The organism is Nocardiopsis oceani (genome assembly GCF_054777395.1).
The window spans coordinates 37,736-55,833 of record NZ_BAAHAR010000034.1; the positions used below are offsets into that span (position 1 = coordinate 37,736).

Genomic DNA, 18,098 nt, shown 5'->3' on the forward strand with positions numbered 1-18,098 from the left:
AACCGACCCTATCGGGCACGGTGACCGTGATCACCTTGTTTCCGCCCACGTCAGGCAGGCGTCAACAGCGTTGACCAAGCTTTCCACACACGGCTGTGCGAAGCCGAACGGCAGGAACCCACGCGGCCGGGCGGGCCGCACCATCCCGCCCGCCCCGGTCACACGCACCTCGATGGCTCAGCGCTGCTGACAGCACTGACCGCCGCCCCCGGCGCAGCGCGGCAGGGATGTGAGCCGCCGCTCCTCGGCCTTTCCGGTGTACTCGTGCACCAGCTCCGTCACCATGGACACGAACGCCGGGTGGGTGCCGGGGCTGAGCGCGCGCTCGTAGCCGAGGCCGAGCTTCGCGGCGCTGTCGCGGGCCTCGACGTCGAGGTCGAACTTGACCTCCATGTGGTCGGAGACGAACCCGTACGGGATGACCACCACGGCGGGCACGCCCTCGTCGGCCAGCTCCTCCATGCGGTCGTTGACGTCGGGTTCCAGCCAGGGCTGGCTGGGCGGGCCGCTGCGGCTCTGGTAGACGAGCTCGTACGCGTACTCCCGGTCGAGGCGCTCGACCACCAGGCGGGCCACCTCGGCGAGCTGCGCCCCGTAGGCGCCCTCGGGGCCGAAGCCGTGGCCCGGGTCGCCGCTGGCCTCGGCCATGGCGGTGGGGATGGAGTGGGCGGAGAACAGCAGGCGCACACCCGCACGCTGGTCCTCGGGGAGCTTGTCCAGAGCGCCCTGGGTGTACTCCACCAGGGGGTCGATGAACCCGGGGTGGTCGTAGAAGGGCCGGATCAGCTCCACCTCGGGGGCATCGTCACCGAGGTCCGCGAGGGCTCGCTCGATGTCCTCGTGGTAAGCGGTCCGGCTGGACCAGTTGCAGTAGGCGGAGGTGGGCAGTGCCAGCACACGGCGGGCCCCGTCCTCCTTCATCTTCGCGAGGGTGTCGGTGAGCATCGGTTCCCAGAACCGGTTGCCCCAGTAGATCGGCAGGTTGACGCCGTTGGCGTCGAAGTCGGCGGTGACGGCGGCGAGCAGGTCCCGGCACTGCTGGTTGATCGGGCTCACTCCACCGAAGAGGAAGTAGTGCTCACCGACCTCCGCCAACCGCTCGCGGGGGATGTTGCGCCCGCGGGTGACGTTCTCCAGGAACGGGATGACCTCGTCCTCGCCCTCCGGGCCACCGAAGGAGATCAGCAAAAACGCGTCGTAAGGCCTCATGAACTCATGAAACCAGTTCCCTGAGACTTCATGGATCCACCCCCGGCCCATGTTGTGGGACTTTCGTACCTTCGGTGACCAGGACCACTCCCCGGCCTGGTCCCACAAGTGACTGGTCGGTAATGTCACCGCATGACTGATGTGTTGTGGCACACCTGGGCCGGCACCCACCAGGCCAATCCCCGCCGCACGGCGACCCCCAACAGCACCGCGGAGGTCGTCTCAGCCGTCTCCTCCGCGGCCGCCGAGGACCTGCGCGTACGCATGGTCGGCTCGGGCCACTCCTTCACCGACGTGGCCGTCACCGACGGCCTGCTCCTCTCCCCCACCTCGCTGAGCGGCGTGCGCTCGGTCGAACCTGAGGCGGGCACGGCCACGGTCGAGGCCGGTCTGCCGCTGTGTGACTTCAATGACGCCCTGGCTGCCCACGGTGTGGCGCTGGCCAACATGGGTGACATCGCGGTGCAGACCGTCTCCGGGGCGGTGCAGACCGGAACCCACGGCACCGGCCGGGACGCGGGCGGCCTGGCAAGCCAGGTAGTGGCGATGGAGATGGTGCTCGCCGACGGCTCCGTGGTGGAGTGCTCGGCCGAACGGGAACCGGAGCTGTTCTACGCCGCCCGCGTGGGGCTGGGCGCGTTCGGCGTGGTGACGGCGCTGACGATGGCTGTGCGCCCCGCCTTCCTGCTGCACGCGCAGGAGGAGCCCATGGCCCTGGACGAGGTACTGGAGCGGCTCCCGGAACTGCGCGAGGGCAACGACCACTTCGAGTTCTTCTGGTTCCCACACACCGGGAACACCAACACCAAGCGCAACAACATCACCACGGGTCCGGCCGCGCCGCTGTCGAAGTTCAAGACCTGGCTGGACGACGACTTCCTGTCGAACACGCTCTTCGACCGCATCAACCGCGTGTGCCGCCGTTTCCCGTCGATGGTCCCCGCTGTGAACCAGATCAGTTCGCGGGCGCTGTCGCCACGTTCCTACACCGACGTCTCGCACCGGGTGTTCGCGTCTGTGCGCGATGTCCGGTTTGTGGAGATGGAGTACGCGATCCCGGCCGAGCACGTGGTGGACGTACTGCGGGAGGTGCGTTCGATCGTGGACCGCGGCGACCACCGGGTGAGCTTCCCGGTGGAGGTCCGGTTCGCCCCGGCCGACGACGTGTGGCTGTCGACCGCGTACGGGCGGGAGACCGCCTACGTGGCGGTGCACATGTACAAGGGCACGCCGTACGAGGCCTACTTCGCCGATCTGGAGGCGGTCTTCACCTCCGTGGGGGGACGGCCGCACTGGGGCAAGCTGCACACCCGCGACCACGCCTACCTGGAGGGCGTCTACCCGCGCTTGGGCGACGCGCTGGCGGTGCGGGACCGGGTGGACCCGCACCGCCGGTTCGGCAACGGCTACCTCGACCGGGTGTTCGGCTAGCTAGTCACGACGGGGCCCGGGTCCGAGTACCGGGCCCGCCGTGCTCAGGGATCAGCCCTTGGCCAAGGACTCACTCCTCAGGGGCCGGGTCGGCTTCGGGCGGGGCGTTGTCACCCTCGCCGCCGCCTCCCGGACCCGGGTCCGCGTCCTCTCCGCCTCCCGGTTCCTCCGGGGTCCCCTCGTCCACCGGCGGGTCGACGGGGTCGTCCTGGTCGGCGGGGCCGTCCGGCTGCTGCTCGCCCGGGGTGGTCCCGGGCTCGGGCTCCACCGGCTCCTCAGGCTCCTGCGGTTCCCGGGTTCCGGTGTCCGTCTGGCTCTCCGGCTGTTCGTCCTGCGTGGTCTCGGGGTCCTCCTCCTCGACCTCCGCCGGGGCGGAGTTGCCACCGAGCAGCGAGGGTGAGGTGTGTCCCTCCTGGCCCTGTGTCCACGCGGTCAGCGAACGCCCGGTGAGCAGTTCGAAGGCCAGGATCACCAACATGACCAGGGTGAACACCGCGGCAGCCGAGAGGGCGGCGGTCCGCCACCCGCGTTTGGGGCGCTCCGCGTCCCCGTCCGCGTCGCCCTGCGGGTCATCGGGGCCGTCGAGCCGCGGCCCGCCACCGGGTGGACGGGAGCCGCTTTCCCCGCCGGCCCTGGGCATCACCTCCGTGGCCTCCGGCACCGCGGAGCCGCCCACCACGGTGTGGTCCTCGGGGTTGCCGAAACCGTGCGCGACGGTCTGCCCCGGCAGGTCCCGCCCCACGACCGGCATGGCCATCGTCCGAGTGGCGTCGTCGTCCCCGCCCGCGGGGAACCCGTATGGATCCGTGTATCCGTCAGTGTCGGCGACCCTGGTGGCATCGGGGCCGAGCACGGGCTTGGCCGCGCGGGATTCGGCCTCGGCGTCGGAGCCGGGGTCGACCAGCGCCTTCGCGCCGGGCTGCTTGCCCGCCTTCTCCGCCTTTCCCGCTTTCTCCGCCAGTTCCTTGGCCTGCTCACTGCTGCGGGTGATCCAGTGCTGGATGACGGGGGCAGCACTGGTGCTGAGCACGGCCATGACGGCGGTACCGATGACGGTTCCGTAGACGTTGAGGTAGGAGGCCGCGGTGGCGGCGGTCAGAGTGGCCATCCCGGCGCCCGCGACCTGCGACACACTCAGGTCGATGCGCTTGCGCTTGTCAGCCTTCTCTTCCTCCGCGCCCTCCTCTTCCACCTCGAACTCGTCCCCGTGACCGGGTTTTGGCATCGCGATCGCCCCCCCCTCGTAGGCCGCGCTCGGGCGCGGCGGGACTGGGTGTCAGGCATGGGATGGGTGTGTGGCGGGGCAGACGGCAGCACAGGCCCCAAACGTCACATACTGCCCATGGGTGGATACCTAAGGATAAGGGGGACTGGGCTCCGATAACGCCATCAAATAAGAAGGATCACTGTGTCGCATCCTTCGGCGTGTCGATTTGCGAATCCCAAGGCCCATCATGTCAAGGAGCAGTCCGAGATTGGAGTTTTTCCCAGGCCTGGGGGGATTCGGGGTCTGCGGGATACCATCACGGCGGAGCCTTCGCGCGGGATCGACGACATTCCCCCACGATCGCTCCCGGTCGCTGACGGTTCAGCGTGTCAAGATTGGCACTGGAAGCGACCGTGAGTGCCCCGGAACCCCGGGGCGGCTCCCACCGTGGTACCCACCACGGACCGGGAGGCGGGCACAGTTCGGACATGCCGGGCGCGGTACTGGCCGGACAGTTGTCGGCCGACCAGACTTGGAGAACGCGGGGGAAGGTCCGCCGGACCTACCCTCGACGGGACGCGAAAGGAAGGGCGATGCACGAGCTTCGCCTCGTGGCCGTGAGCGAGGACGGCACCTACCTGGTGCTCGCCAGCACCGGTCGTGGGACCCGCTTCATGCTGCCCGTCGACGACCGCCTCCGTGCCGCAGTACGCGGCCAGTTCTCCCGGCTCGGCCAGTACGAGATCGAAGTGGAGAATCCGTTGCGCCCCAAGGAAATCCAGGCCCGCATCCGGTCCGGCGAGACCGCGGAGGCCATCTCCGAGATCTCCGGAATACCGATCGAACGGGTGCGCTGGTTCGAGGGCCCCGTACTCCAGGAGCGCGAGTACATCGCGCAGCAGGCCCAGCGCGCCACCGTGCGCTCGCACGGCGACGCCGCTCCCGGTCCCTCCCTAGAGGAAGTGGTCGGTAAGAGGATCGGTGCCCACCAGATCGAGACCGGTGACGCCGTCTGGGACTCGTGGAAGCGCGAGGACCGCTCCTGGCTGCTCAAGCTCGTATTCCTGCACGGCGGCGACGAACGTGTCGCCCACTGGCTGTACGAACCCAGACACAACAGCGTGACGCCCGCCGACGAGGAGGCCGTCCGGTTCTCCTCCAATGAACCGCTGGACACGTCCCCCGGACTCGGCATCGGCCCCGGGGCGAACGTCACGCCCTTCGCCCCGAGGCGCAACGAGACCACCACCGACCTGCCCCGCCTGGACGCACAGTCCGCCGCCGAGCGACGCCCGGACCACGTCGCGCCGCGCCGCCTGTCGCCCGCGCAGGACACGCCGACGGACGATCCCCTGCGCCCCGTTGCCCGACAGCCGGAGACCGACCAGTTCGGCGTACCCCTCCGAGGGGAGCGCCACCACCAGCCGCAGAACCAGGAACCCGCGCAGCAGGGGCCACCACACCAGGAGCCCTCGCAACGTCGGCCGGTCGAACCCCGGCCCGTGCGGCACACGGAGCGACACGCCGAACAGTACGAGGCACCGCCCGCAGCCCCGCTGCCCACCGCGCCCCGGCGCGAGGCCCCAAGGGCCGAACCGCCGAGCGCGGAACCGGTCCGCCGCCAGTTCTCCGAACCGGCCGAACCGTCGCCCGCACGCCCCGAACCCCGGCAGCGGCCCCAGATGCCGGGCCACGAGCCCGCGGCCACCCGCGAAGCGCCCGTTGAGCATGCGGAAACCCGGCATCGTGCCGAGCCGCCGACCGCACCGGACTGGCTGGACGCCCAGCCCGCGCCCGCTGCTCCGCCCGAACCGGAGGAGGCCCCTCCCACCGACGAGTCCGCTCAGCAGCGCCCGCGCCGCCGCCGCGCCACCATCGACCTCAACGACAAGGGCACCCCGCGCCGGACCGCCGACGAGCAGCCGCCCAACAGTTCGATCCCGGCCGCCGCCAACGGTTCCTCCGGCGGCGGCACGGCCAAGCGCAAGGGCCGCGGCCGCCGGGCCTCGGTGCCCTCCTGGGACGAGATCATGTTCGGTTCCAAGAAGAGCGAATAGGGCGGTCCAGCTGTCCCACGGCGGGACACAACAGGCCGCGGACAGGGGCGGTCGCCGGTGGGCGACCGCCCCTCTTGCTGTCCGGGTCCTAGATGTCCTGACCACGGAGGTTGAGTACACCTAGGGCGCCCCGCGGTCCCCGTCCCCCTCGTGGGCCAGGAAGGGGCGCACCATCTCGGGGGTGATCTGCGCGGCGAAGCCCACGGACTCCTCGATGGAGGCGTCCTGCGCGGTGTAGCCACCAGCGCCCGCACCGACCGTGACCTGGAGGTCGGCCAGGGAGGACCTGCGTTGGAACAGGGTCTGCGTCCACGTCCAACCGATCACCGCCGACCGCTCCACGGTGGCCTGCGACCGACTCAGCGAACCCGAGCGCACACTCACGCGCTCACCGTCGTAGCCGTGCCCCAGTGACCGGTACCGGTCGATACCCAGAGGGATCCCAAGCAGGGCCAGCACCCCCGCTGTCACCGCCAACCACGTGACGTCGAAGGCCGCCGCCACCGCCGCCACCGCGGCGAACGGCAGCACCGAGCGGATCAGGCGCCGGACCAGCGCGGCCCGCGGGTGCCAGGTCAACGGTGCCCGGAACAGGCCCAGGGCCCGGTCGACCACCGGCTCCACCCGCGAACGCGGGCCGACAGGTAGTAGGACGGCACGGGTGGCGGCGTCCCCCAACCCGGTGACGATCGCGCGCAGGCCCACCGCCCCTCGGGTGCGTTCGAGCGGGTTGTCCTGCAGCTCGTACCCGCGGATCCGGCGCTTCTCCAAGGTGACGCTGCGGCGGGTGAACAGTCCGCGCTCTGCGATCAGGGATCCGTCGCGGTCCCGGAGCGTGAACCCCCAGTGGGTGAGGGCGTAGGAGACCACCGCGAACACCGGCATCAGGAACACCAGTACACCGACCGAGGCCACCGCGAAGAAGGTGAGGAAGGAGCGGTCGGAGCTGGCCACCCAGTCGACGAAGAAACCCGTGGCCATCTGCCCCATCGACTGCTGGACCATGCCGAACAGGGTCGCCAGGACCACGAACGGGGTCAGCAGGTAGCCCATGCTGAGCGCCCCGTACAGGTACCAGCTCCGGGGCATAGTGAAGTGGGTGACGGTGGCGTCCTCGGGCTCCCGGGTGCCTGCTACGGAGCCGTCCGCCACGTGCGCGTCAGCATCCGCCTGTTCTTCCTCTCCCCCATAGCCGCTCTCGGCCCTGCCGGTGAGCACCGCCTTGCGGTGGAGCAGGACGCCTCGGAGCCGGTCGGCCTCCTCCGCGGTGACGGCGTCGAGCTTGCCGTCCTCGGTCTCCCCCGCCGACCCCGCGGCCGCCTCGATCCGCACCACGGCCACACCGAGCATCCGGTGCAGCAGAGTGCTGGTGACGTCCACGCCCCGGATCCGTTCCAGCGGGATCGTGCGCCGTGAACGACGGATCAGGCCCTTGCGGATCTCGATCCGCTCCTCGCCCACCTCGTAGCGCAGGGTCTTCCAGGTGACGAGCCCACCGGCCAGGAGGCCGATGACGGTCATCGCGGTGGCGGCCAGCAGCCACGGGTTGAAACCGCCGACCACCAGGCCGAGGAGGATCGGCAGCAGGATGCTCTTGAGCTGGTTGATCGGACCGACCACCATGCTGCGCGGGCTGAGCTGGCGTGCGCTCTCCGCCCCGAACTCGGCGACCGGTGCCCCCTCCGGGGCATCACCCCACCACGAACGTGCTCCGTGCGGCCCGTAGGGCTCGTCGGCGGTTGCGGTGTACTCGGGGCTCGCCCCGTACCCGGAAGAGGCCTCGGGCCCCGGGTACGGCACGTAGCCGGGCTGGGGTCCGTAACCGGGGTGCGGCACGTAGCCGGGCTGGGGTCCGTAACCGGGGTGCGGCACGTAGCCGGGTTGGGGTCCGTAACCGGGCTGGGGACTCTCGGGGCCGGGACCTTCCTGGCCCGCACGCTCGGGGCCGGGGTCGCTCGCGGCCCCGGAAGACGTGCTGCCCGGCGCGACCCACCCGCCCGCCTCCCCGTCCTCGGGGTCGGCGGGTTCGGGGCCGAAGGGGTTCGGGTCGGGATCGTGCTGTCGGTCCATCAGGTCGCATCGCCCCGCAGTGTTCCGGCGCGCACAGCCAGCTCCTCGCTGAGCCTGCGCGCCTCCTCGGAGTCCAGTCCTTCGATCGTCGAGGAGCCAGCGAAGGAGGCGGTCTGGACCTTCAGAGTGGCCACGTCGAAGATCCGCTCCAACCAGCCCTGGGTGTGGTCCACGGTCTGCAGCCGGTTGACCGGCACCAGCTGCCAGGCCCGGCTGATCCAGCCCACCCGCGTGTAGATGATGTCGCCGGTGACCTCCCAGCGGTGCACCCGGTAGCGCCAGGAGGGCACGATGGCGATCTTGACCAGGGCGTACACGGAGTAGGCCACCGGCAGCGCCCAGGCGTTCTCCACCGCCCACTCGGGGATCCAGCCCCATCCGGACGTGCTCAACACCCACGCGATGAAGCTGAACACGGCCAGGTTGAAGACCGCCCCGAAGAGCAGTCTCAGAGTCCACACCCCGATCGATCGCCCGCTCACCCTCCTGAGGGGCGGCCGCAACTGTGCGACCCCGGCGGGTTCGGGTGGTTCGGGGACATCGCCGGGCTGGGGCATGGCGTCGTGGGGCGGGGTGTTCATCACATGCCCGAGTCTAGGCCGTTTTCGGGGGATCCCCGGAGTCGTGTCACCCGGGTCAGCGCAAACGGGGGGTAGCCGTTCCCACTTCGATCGACACCGCGAACGGAGAGGGGCGTCATCGACGCTGGCCTGAACGAAGACCCGGCCCCGGGCACCTCTCGCCCGGGGCCGGTCGGCTCCTCCCTCCTGGATGCGGAATGCCCTGGGCAAACGACGTGTTCAGTAGCTGCCACCGGTGCGGGGAACGTCCGTTTTCGACTCTTCCTGCCGCCCGGTCCGCTGACATCCGGCTGACACCGCCGATGCCCCGGACGAACGGCTCCGCCAGCGTCCTGTCAGTGCATGTCGGCACACTTGGGACAGACGTTGAAACGGAGGACTGATGACTGACGCCATCCGCGCGGAGGGTCTGGTCAAACACTTCAAGGGCAAGACCGCCCTTGGCGGAGTGGACCTGACAGCCAAATCGGGGGCCGTGCTGGGCGTGCTGGGACCCAACGGGTCCGGGAAGACGACGACCGTACGCATCCTTGCCACACTGCTCAGACCCGATGAGGGCCACGCCACCGTCGGGGGCTTCGACGTGGTCCGCGAACCGCACCAAGTACGCCGCCAGATCGGGCTCACCGGGCAGTACGCCGCGGTGGACGCCGAGCTGACCGGCACCCAGAACCTAGTGCTCATCGCCAGGCTGCTCGGTTTCGGCCGCGCCGACGCACGCTCCCGCGCCAAGGAGCTCATGGAGCGCTTCGGGCTCACCGACGCCGCCGACCGGCCCGCCAAGACCTACTCCGGGGGTATGCGCAGGCGTCTGGACCTGGCCGCGAGCTTGGTCGGCCGCCCCGCGCTGCTCTACTTGGACGAGCCGACCACCGGGCTCGACCCGCACAGCCGCAACGGCCTGTGGGATGTGGTGCGCGGCCTGGTCGACGACGGTGTCACCGTGCTGCTCACCACCCAGTACCTGGAGGAAGCCGACCAGCTCGCCGACGACATCATGGTCCTGGACCACGGGAAGGTGATCAGCCGGGGCACACCCGAGGAGCTCAAGACGCACGCGGGCAACCAAGTACTGGAACTGCGCACCGCCGACCCCGCTCAGCTGCCCCTGGCCACCAGGATCGTCGAGGCCGTCACCAGCACCCCGGTGACCACGGACGGTCTCCTGGCCAGCGTCCCCGTCACCGACGGCGGCGTCCTGCCCGAGACGGTGCGCCGCCTCGACGAACAAGGGGTCGCCGTCGCCGAGCTCTCCCTGCGCAAGCCGAGCCTGGACGAGGTCTTCCTCGCCCTCACCGGCCACCCCGCCGAAGACGACAACACGGAACAGCCCGCGAACGAAGGGACCCCGGCATGAGTGCCGTGACGGCCCGGCCGCGACCGGCACAGCCCGAGGGGGCTCCGGTGGCACCCCACAGCATCTCCCCGCTGAGCACTGTCCAGCACGGGCTCCAGCTCACCTGGCGCAGCATCCTGAAGATCAAGGCCAACCCCGAAGAGGTCTTCGGGCTGATGCTGCAGCCGGTCATGTTCGTGACCCTGTTCGTGTTCGTCTTCGGACAGGCGATGATGGGCGACTGGCAGACCTACCGCGACTTCCTGATGCCCGGAATCATCGCCCAGTCGGTCATCTTCGCCACGATGGGCACGGGTTTCAGCCTGAGCCAGGACGTGGAGAAGGGGATCTTCGACCGGTTCCGGTCGCTGCCCATCGCACGTTCGGCCCCGCTGATCGGCGCGATCCTCGGCGACCTGGTCCGCTACAGCATCACCGTGGTGATGGTGATGCTGGTCGGCATGGCAATCGGATTCCGCCCCGACGGTGGCGTGGGCGGTGTGCTGGCCGCCAGCGCACTGGTCCTGCTGTTCGCGTTCGCGCTGTGCTGGATGTCGGCCTTCGTCGGCATGATCGTGCGCACACCGATGGCGGTGCAGTCCTTCGCGATGATCCTGCTGTTCCCGCTCACCTTCGGTAGCTCGACCTTCGTCGCCCCCGATGACATGCCGGGTTGGCTGGCGCCCATCGCGGCGAACAACCCCGTCACCCATGTCGTGGACGCCATGCGCGGGCTCATGCTCGGCGGCGACGTCGCCGGTCCCGTGCTCTGGACCGTGGTCTGGACCGTGGTGATCACCGCGGTCTTCGCGCCGCTCGCGGTGTGGGCCTACCGCCGCCGCACCTGACCGAACGCGGGGTCCGCCCACCGGGTGGGCGGGCCCCGCCGACAGGCGGACCGGTCGGCGCTCAGCGGCACCAGCCGCCCGGTTCGACGTCGTCCGGGACGACCGGGGCCAGCCAGCGAGCCACCCTGTCAGCCACCTCTTCTGCTTCGGCGGCCTCTCCCCCGGACACCAGAGTCTGACTCCGTGCTGCGCCCAGGTGTTCGACCAGCCGCTCGCGTACGTGGCGGGCCCTGGGCGAGGCGGAGTCGGCGATGCCCCTCAGCGCGGTCGCGTAACCGACGAAGAGGGCGGCCTGCGCGGGATCCTCCTCGACCAGCATGGCGGCGAAGGCGTCCAGGATGTCAGCGCGAATCGTTCGCAATCCGTAGATGGACAGCCACCAGCCCCGGCCCGCTTCGGCCCAGGCGCGCGCGGTGTCACCCTCATCCCAGGCCACCTCCGCGGCCAGGATCCGCCAGGAGGGTTCGATGTAGGCGGGCGCGAAACCCCCCAACTGCGTGACGACCGGTTCGGTCTCGTCCACCAGGGTCCGGGCCTCGGCGGTACGGCCTTCGGCCCGCAACAGCTGGGTCCGGACCTGGCGCAGGATCACCAGGTGGTCCTCCTCCGCCGCGGCCCCCGCCACTTCCGCCAGGTCCTGCGCGGCCGCCGCCAGATCTCCGAGGTCGACCAGAGTGCGGGCCCGCACGGTGCGGAACATGGCGGAGATCCCCTCCAGCCCGCTTCCCTCAGCCAACGCGATCCCCTCGGTGAGCAGTAGGCGGCCCCGCTCCAGGTCGGTGAAGCGGACGACGTCCACCATCTGCATGAGCGCATTGCACTGCCCCCACGCGTCGCCGAGGGCGCCCATCGACTCGAAAGCGTCCGAGGAACGCCTCAGGGCACGGTGGGCCTGCCCGAACACCGCGTCCAGCAGGGCCAGCGAGAAGCTGACCGTTGCCCGGAGCCAGGGGTCGGTCACCCAGTCGAGCGCCTCCTCCAACCGTTTCCGGGGCTCACTGTCGGGATTCCCTTCCGCCATGGCCTTGTAGGCCAGGACGGACACGAGAACGGGGTGGGACTCAGGCCGCGTGTCCACCCGTGCCAGCACGTCCTCCACCCTGCCGATCCCGTCGAGGATGCCCTGTCGTCCCAGTCCCATGTCCCCGGTCCGGTGGAACACGCAGCTGGCGTAGGCGATTTCGCGTCCCTCAGGAGGCCGGTCCCCGACCAGTTCCAGGGCCTCCTTGGACCAGCGGTGGAGCTGTCGCCAGCCCCCGTTCAGGGTCCAGTACCACTGGGAGTGCTCCACGAGGTCCAGGGCGAGGGAGACATCGCGGCGCTCGATCGCCCACCGGAAGGCCGCCACGCAGTTGTCGGACTCCCTCGCGAGCCGGGCGAGCCAGGGCCGCTGGCCGCGCCCCCTCAACTCGGGTTCGGCACGCCGCCACAGGTCGCGCACGTAGCGGGCCTGTGCATCCCGGACCCGTTCCTCTTCTCCGCTCCTGGTCAGCTGCTCGGCCGCGTAGGCTCGCACCGTCTCCAACTGCCGGTAACGGGGCGAGGTGTCGTCGTGTTCGGGACTCTCCACGGTGACGAGGGACTTGTCCACGAGGGCGAACAGGGCCTCCCACACGTCCTGGCCCGCGACGGTCGGGCTGCCGGTGTGAGGGTCAGGGGCGGGGTCGGCGTCGGGGTCGGAGCCCACCCGCTCGACCGCCTCCAGAGTCGCCCCGCCGGGGAAGACGGCCAAGCGGCGCAACAGGCGCCGCTCGGGTTCGTCGAGCAGTTCCCAACTCCAGTCGACCACGCCCCTCAGGGTGCGGTGGCGGGGTAGCGCGGAACGGTTCCCGCTGGTGAGGAGGCGAAATCGGTCGGAGAGGCGGGCGGCGAGCTGTGCGGGGGACATCGCCCGGAGCCGGGCGGCGGCCAGTTCCAGCGCCAGCGGCATACCGTCCAGCTCCCGGGTGATCCGGACGACGTGGCCGACGTTGTCCGGGCCGACGGCGAAGCCGGGACGGACCGCTTCGGCGCGCTCTGCGAACAGTGCCACCGCGGGGTTGGCGCGAGCCGTCGCGGCGTCGGCGTCCTTCGGCGGCAGAGGCAGGGAGGGCACCGGGAGAAGGCTCTCACCCGGCACTCCGAGCGGTTCCCGGGACGTGGTGAGGATGCGCAGGCGGGGGCAGTTGGCCAGCAGGGTCTGTGCGAAACGGGCCGCTTCGTCGACCAGGTGCTCGCAGTTGTCGAGCACGAGCAGGCCAGACCGTGCGCCGAGAAAGGAGAGCACCCGCTCCTCGGAGGGTTGTGGTGCCGCGGCGGCACGGGCGTGCATCACCGCGTACACGCGCAGGTCCAGGGCGGCGGCGACGGCGTCGGGCACATCGGCGCCTTCGCGAACCGGGGCGAGTTCGACGAACCAGACCCCGTCGGGGACCTGTTGCGGTACCCGCTCCGCCAGGGCGGCGGCGCTCTCGGTCGCGAGGCGGGTCTTGCCCGCGCCTCCCGGTCCGGTGAGGGTGAGCAGCCGGGCCTCGGCCATGCGCTCCACGGCCGCGGAGACCTCGGTATCGCGCGGCACGAAGCTGGTCAGGTGCCGGGGCAGGCGGACCACCTCGGGCCGGATCGGGGGCGTCACGGGCCTAGGCGTGGCGGCCCCAGGCCCGGGCGTGGGCGTCTTGGGAGAGAGCGGGGTCGGCCCGGGCTCGTCGGGGGCGAGTTCTCCCCTGAGCAGGCGCAGATGGGTGTCACGCAGGCGGGGTGACGGGTCCAGGCCGAGCTCCTCGGCCAGCCGGTTCCGGAAACCCTCGTGGGCGGCGAGTGCCTCAGCTGTACGGCCGTTGCCCGCCAGCGCCCGCATGAGCAGCTCGACCGGTCGTTCGCGGAGTGGCTGGCGTGCGGCGAGCTCCTCCGCCTCCGGCAGTGCCTCAGCGTGCCGCCCCAATTCGAGCCGGGCCCACAGGTGGTCCTCCAGTGCCGCTTGGTGTGCCTCGGACAGGCGCAACGCGGTGTCCTCAGCCACCCCCCTGGATGTCAGGTCAGGCAGGGCTGGACCGCGCCACAGGGCTACGGCGGCGGACAGGGTGCGTTCGGCTTCCAGGGCCTGCCCGTCCAGGAGTTGGGCCCGTCCGTCCCTGACCAGTACCTCGAACGCGCACAGGTCCACCTGGTCGGGCGCGACCGCCAACCGGTATCCGGAAGAGTCACCGTGCAGGCGGGTCTCTGTTCCGAGGGCTCGTCGGAGCCGGGAGGCCAGGGCTTGGAGGGCGTTGCCCGCGGCCGCCGGGACGTCCTCTCCCCAGATCGCGTCGGTGAGCCGCTCCACGGAGACCGGTTGGCCGGGGCGGAGCAGGAGCAGGGTCAGGAAGGCGCGCAGGCGCGCACCGCCGATGGTGACGGGGTACCCCGAGGCGTCATGCACCTGGAGGGGACCCAGAATGGAGAACCGCACCCACCCATGATCACCGATGCGGGACGCGAAAGCTCGTGGGTTCCGGTTCGGCGCCGCCGCGGGACGGGTCCGTCACCTCATCCGGTTTCCCGAGGCCCTGGCCCACCGCAGTAGGCTTCACTCAGGACCGTGCCGCCGTGCCCGTGGTGGCGCAGGTGTGCGCGGCTCCACCGCGACGGGCACCGGCGCCATCCGTGGGCGCCGGGGCCGGTGTGCAGCGATTACCGCCTGACAGCCCGAAAGTCCAGCAGGAGCCCCATTTTGTTCCCGGCCTTCCCTTCCGTCCGGACCACCGCCGCGCGTGGCGTACCCCGAACATCCTCCGGTACCCGCGTGGCCGCCGTGGCCGCGGGGGCCGCCCTGCTCACGTCGACCGGTTGCGGGGTCCTGTCCTCGGACCTGAGCGCCGAGATGCCCACCGACATCAACATCACCAGCCCGATGATGCAGGAGGGCAAACCGCTGCCCAGTGCGTACACGTGCGAGGCCGACGGCGAGCCTGCCTCACCGCCGCTGAGCTGGTCGGGGCTGCCCGAGGACGTGGGGTCGATCGCGCTGGTGGTGGACGACCCGACCGACGCCGTCGTGTTCTGGATGGTCTACGACCTGGACCCGCAATTGGTGGAGCTCCGCCAGAACACGGTCCCGTCCGACGCGAAAACGGGCCAGAACTCCGCCGGGGACGCCGCGTACGGCGCTCCCTGCCCGGAGGAGGACGACCTCCACCAGTACCGCTTCACCGTGTACGCGCTGGACGGCGAACTCGATCTGCCCGAGGGTGCCGAGCTGAGCCTCACCCTGGATGGCATCGCCGACCAGGCCGTGGCCCGGGGATCACTGGTCGCGAGCAGCGAGTGAATCGGTCCATAATGGTCATTAAGCTCCAACGCAGAACCGGACACTCACCCTCATAGGTGCACACCGGAATGGGCTGAGGAAGCTCCTATCGCCCTCTGCACACAGCACGCAACAGCACATACAGTGGGGCTGTGCCCCTCGCCCCTTTTCAGATGACCGATTCCCGCCCAACCGCCGTGCGGCACCCTGCCCTGAGACCGCTTCGGACGACCGGTGCCCATGCCCTGGCCCCCACACGGGCGGAATGTTCCGGAACCACGCAGAACCAGGCTGCCGCCGCTTCCCCTCGACCGGACCTCGCCCGGCCGGTCCTCGGCGCTGACCGGGCCCGGCCGACCTCCCCAAGGTAGTGCGTACACCATGAACGTCACCGTCACCATCATCATCGCCGTCATCGTCGTACTCGCCGTGCTCGTGCTCCTCCTACTCGGCATGCGCGCGCTCAGCCTCGGTTCCCAGGAGGACGACTACGACGACTTCGACTACGACGTCGAGGACGACGGCTACGAAGACCGTCGCGACCCGGGCGACGAGGACGAGGGGTCCGAGCCGCGGGGCCGCGCCCGCCGTTCGCGCCCGGGCGGCGGCAAGGCGGCGCGACGGTTCAAGGGCAGGCGTCAGCGCGGGGTCGACTGGGAAGACGACGCCGACGGGCTCTCCGACAACGACTTCTGGTCGAGCCTGAGTGACGAGGGGCCCGCGCAACCGCCTACGGCGGCCAGGGGAGGCGCCGGGGACGTCGACGACTTCGGGGACGACGGCTACTACGACGACTACGACGACGGTTACTACGACGAACCCGTGCGTGGCCAGCGGGCCGGCCAAGGGCCGCCCAGCGGACCCAACGCCCTGCCGCCCGTCGGGGGCGGCCCCGAGGGGCGCGGCGCTCCCGCCGGCTCCACTGCGGGTTCCACCGATGACCTCGCGATGCTGGCCAGCCTGGGGCAGGGCAACACTCCCTCGGAGCCCACACGGCCCGACCCCGCTCCGGCCCAGCACGACCCCCTCTCCGAAGGGTTGGGGTCCCCGCCGACCGGCACGGACTCCCGGTCGGCTCCGTCCGCGCTACCGCCGACGCAGGGCCTGCCGCCCACCCAGGGGCTCCCGCCCGCACAGCCCGCGGCTCCTTCGGGCCCGCCGGACGACGATCCGCTGGGTCCGGGTTCCTGGAGGCCGCATCCGCCCTCGACCGGTGACCCGTTCGAGGGCCGCGATCCGATCAGGCCCCCGGAGCGGCACGATCCGTTGGGGGGCGCTCCCTTGAGCGGAGGACCCAGTGGCGGGGACCCGTTGGGCACCGTGCCGATGGGCAGCGGGCCGATGGGCGGTTCGGCCGGTGGCGGGCTGAGCGGTGGCGGTGAGCGTCCCGGTGCCCGCGACCCTCTGGACCCGGGTTTCCGTCCGGAGCCCTCCGTCGGGGACGACGCGGGTTCACCGATCTGGTCCAGCATGGACACCGGTGCGCACCAGCGTCCCAGCCCGTCCTCCTTGGGAGGCTACGGAAGCGGACCGAGCGCGAGCAGCGGTAGCCATCCGAGCATGGGAGCCCAACCTGCGCCGGGACAGCCCATGGACGGGCCGGGTATTCCCGGTTCCCCTGCTCCGGGTGCCCCCGTCGGCAACATGACCGGCGGTTACCCGGCAGGATCGTTCCGTCCTGGATCGTCTCACGACGGCGGTTCCCTCCCCCGCCCCGAGTTCGACAGCGGTACGCACCAGCGCAATCCGGCCTATGAGTCGGGCTCCTTCTACCGCCCCGCCTACGACACGGACTCCTTCAACCGCTCGGCCTACGACACCGACTCCTTCAACCGGCCGGAGTTCGACAGCGGCACCCACCAGCGCAACGCCTACGACAGCGGCACCCACACGCGCCCCGACTACCCCGGCAGCTCCCAAGGCTTCCCGCCCCGGCCGGAGTTCGACAGCGGCACCCACCAGCGCAACGCCTACGACAGCGGCACCCACACGCGCCCCGACTACCCCGGCGGACCCCAAGGCTTCCCGCCCCGGCCGGAGTTCGACAGCGGCACCCACCAGCGCAACCCGGCCTATGAGTCGGGCTCCTTCTACCGCCCCGCCTACGACACGGACTCCTTCAACCGCTCGGCCTACGACACCGACTCCTTCAACCGGCCGGAGTTCGACAGCGGCACCCACACACGGCCCGGATACCAGGGACGGCTCCAAGGCGGCTCGCAGGGACAGCCCGGACCACACGGTGTCGGCGGGTCCGGGGGCAACGCCCCGTTGTGGGGCGGCCAGGACGACAGCGGAACCTTCGGTACTCCGAGTCGGCCGACGATGTCGCACGGAGGGCCACCCCCCGGCCAGGCCTCGCCCTATAACGAGGGCGCCGGCCTTCCTCCCGGGCAGCCGGAGCCGCAGGCAGGCCCGGCGTACCCCGGTGGCCCCGGCCCCGGTTACCCGACGGGCGCCTATCCAGCTGGACAGCTGAGCGGAGACCTGCCCAGCGCCTATCCCGACTACCCTCAGCAGACCGACCCCTTCGGTCGGCCGGTCAGCCCTGGCGGCCCCGGTGGTCCGAATGGATCCGGTGGACCCAACGACCCCGGCGCCTATCCCGACGTCCTGGGCAGTGGCTTTCCGCAACAACCCGAGCCGGACTACGGCTACCCGCCCGTGGACCGGTGGTACCCGCGCGCCGACGACCAAGCCCAGGGCGGCCAGGGGCAGCAGGGCCCAGGGCCCTATGGCCAGGGCCACTACGGCCGAGGCGCGTACGGCCAAGATCCCTACGGTCGGCCCGGTCCCGGACCGGAGTACTACGAAGGCGGCTACGAAGACGGACGTTTCCGCTAGGAAGCCCCCCGGGAGACCTCTGTTCCCCATGGAGGCCCTAGGCCACACAGAGTGACATCGAAACCGGGCACACTGGGCACGCGGTTCCGTTGATACACACCACCGAGGTGGCGGGATACCCTGCCACCTCGGATTTTTTCTGCCTCCACCCATCCCGAGAGTGTGTGAAATCGGGAAAATGGTTACCGAAACCACGAGGGAATGTAACTCATAGTCACCAATTTTGACTACAGTTGGTGACTGACGAAGCA

The 18,098-nt window shown here is 70.6% G+C and carries 11 protein-coding genes; 6 read left to right on the plus strand and 5 right to left on the minus strand.

Features of this window, described 5'->3' with window-relative positions; translation table 11 throughout:
* Nucleotides 1-177 precede the first annotated feature (177 nt).
* Complete coding sequence (locus tag ACYVDG_RS20680) at nucleotides 178-1,209, minus strand: ferrochelatase (RefSeq protein ID WP_460755751.1); 1,032 nt, start codon at nucleotides 1,207-1,209, stop codon at nucleotides 178-180.
* A gap of 132 nt (nucleotides 1,210-1,341) precedes the next feature.
* Between ACYVDG_RS20680 and ACYVDG_RS20685 the strand changes: the two genes are divergently transcribed.
* Nucleotides 1,342-2,640, plus strand: coding sequence for a D-arabinono-1,4-lactone oxidase (locus ACYVDG_RS20685; RefSeq protein ID WP_460755754.1), 1,299 nt, complete (start codon nucleotides 1,342-1,344; stop codon nucleotides 2,638-2,640).
* A 70-nt stretch (nucleotides 2,641-2,710) separates the two neighbouring features.
* Here the strand turns inward: ACYVDG_RS20685 and ACYVDG_RS20690 are convergent, their stop codons facing one another.
* Nucleotides 2,711-3,865, minus strand: coding sequence for a hypothetical protein (locus tag ACYVDG_RS20690; RefSeq protein WP_460755760.1), 1,155 nt, complete (start codon nucleotides 3,863-3,865; stop codon nucleotides 2,711-2,713).
* A gap of 575 nt (nucleotides 3,866-4,440) precedes the next feature.
* Between ACYVDG_RS20690 and sepH the strand changes: the two genes are divergently transcribed.
* Entirely contained in the window at nucleotides 4,441-5,904 is a 1,464-nt protein-coding gene (gene sepH, locus ACYVDG_RS20695) for a septation protein SepH (RefSeq protein ID WP_460755765.1), read from the plus strand.
* Between the two features lie 120 nt (nucleotides 5,905-6,024).
* On the opposite strand, the gene ACYVDG_RS20700 is transcribed toward sepH, so the two are convergent.
* Both ACYVDG_RS20700 and ACYVDG_RS20705 read right to left on the minus strand, forming a co-directional pair.
* On the minus strand, nucleotides 6,025-7,974 hold the full coding sequence (locus ACYVDG_RS20700) for a PH domain-containing protein (protein WP_460755770.1): 1,950 nt from the start codon (nucleotides 7,972-7,974) through the stop codon (nucleotides 6,025-6,027).
* Nucleotides 7,974-8,555, minus strand: a complete 582-nt coding sequence (locus ACYVDG_RS20705; RefSeq protein ID WP_460755774.1) for a PH domain-containing protein — start codon at nucleotides 8,553-8,555, stop codon at nucleotides 7,974-7,976. Before ACYVDG_RS20705 ends, ACYVDG_RS20700 begins: the two co-directional genes overlap by 1 nt.
* 382 nt (nucleotides 8,556-8,937) lie before the next feature.
* Between ACYVDG_RS20705 and ACYVDG_RS20710 the strand changes: the two genes are divergently transcribed.
* Nucleotides 8,938-9,912, plus strand: coding sequence for an ATP-binding cassette domain-containing protein (locus ACYVDG_RS20710; RefSeq protein ID WP_460755777.1), 975 nt, complete (start codon nucleotides 8,938-8,940; stop codon nucleotides 9,910-9,912).
* Nucleotides 9,909-10,739 (plus strand): ABC transporter permease, encoded by an 831-nt coding sequence (locus ACYVDG_RS20715; RefSeq protein ID WP_460755780.1) that lies wholly within the window; start codon nucleotides 9,909-9,911, stop codon nucleotides 10,737-10,739. Before ACYVDG_RS20710 ends, ACYVDG_RS20715 begins: the two co-directional genes overlap by 4 nt.
* A gap of 61 nt (nucleotides 10,740-10,800) precedes the next feature.
* Here the strand turns inward: ACYVDG_RS20715 and ACYVDG_RS20720 are convergent, their stop codons facing one another.
* Nucleotides 10,801-14,166, minus strand: a complete 3,366-nt coding sequence (locus tag ACYVDG_RS20720) for an AfsR/SARP family transcriptional regulator (RefSeq protein WP_460755783.1) — start codon at nucleotides 14,164-14,166, stop codon at nucleotides 10,801-10,803.
* Between the two features lie 261 nt (nucleotides 14,167-14,427).
* Between ACYVDG_RS20720 and ACYVDG_RS20725 the strand changes: the two genes are divergently transcribed.
* Nucleotides 14,428-15,024, plus strand: a complete 597-nt coding sequence (locus ACYVDG_RS20725) for a YbhB/YbcL family Raf kinase inhibitor-like protein (RefSeq protein WP_460755786.1) — start codon at nucleotides 14,428-14,430, stop codon at nucleotides 15,022-15,024.
* A gap of 360 nt (nucleotides 15,025-15,384) precedes the next feature.
* Complete coding sequence (locus ACYVDG_RS20730; RefSeq protein WP_460755789.1) at nucleotides 15,385-17,847, plus strand: hypothetical protein; 2,463 nt, start codon at nucleotides 15,385-15,387, stop codon at nucleotides 17,845-17,847.
* The last annotated feature ends 251 nt before the right edge of the window (nucleotides 17,848-18,098 follow it).

Coding starts and splice junctions, on each gene's coding strand:
- ACYVDG_RS20680 (WP_460755751.1), bottom strand. CDS start 1,209: ATGAGGCCTTACGACGCGTTTTTGCTGATCTCCTTCGGTGGCCCGGAG.
- ACYVDG_RS20685 (WP_460755754.1), top strand. CDS start 1,342: ATGACTGATGTGTTGTGGCACACCTGGGCCGGCACCCACCAGGCCAAT.
- ACYVDG_RS20690 (WP_460755760.1), bottom strand. CDS start 3,865: ATGCCAAAACCCGGTCACGGGGACGAGTTCGAGGTGGAAGAGGAGGGC.
- sepH (WP_460755765.1), top strand. CDS start 4,441: ATGCACGAGCTTCGCCTCGTGGCCGTGAGCGAGGACGGCACCTACCTG.
- ACYVDG_RS20700 (WP_460755770.1), bottom strand. CDS start 7,974: ATGGACCGACAGCACGATCCCGACCCGAACCCCTTCGGCCCCGAACCC.
- ACYVDG_RS20705 (WP_460755774.1), bottom strand. CDS start 8,555: ATGAACACCCCGCCCCACGACGCCATGCCCCAGCCCGGCGATGTCCCC.
- ACYVDG_RS20710 (WP_460755777.1), top strand. CDS start 8,938: ATGACTGACGCCATCCGCGCGGAGGGTCTGGTCAAACACTTCAAGGGC.
- ACYVDG_RS20715 (WP_460755780.1), top strand. CDS start 9,909: ATGAGTGCCGTGACGGCCCGGCCGCGACCGGCACAGCCCGAGGGGGCT.
- ACYVDG_RS20730 (WP_460755789.1), top strand. CDS start 15,385: ATGAACGTCACCGTCACCATCATCATCGCCGTCATCGTCGTACTCGCC.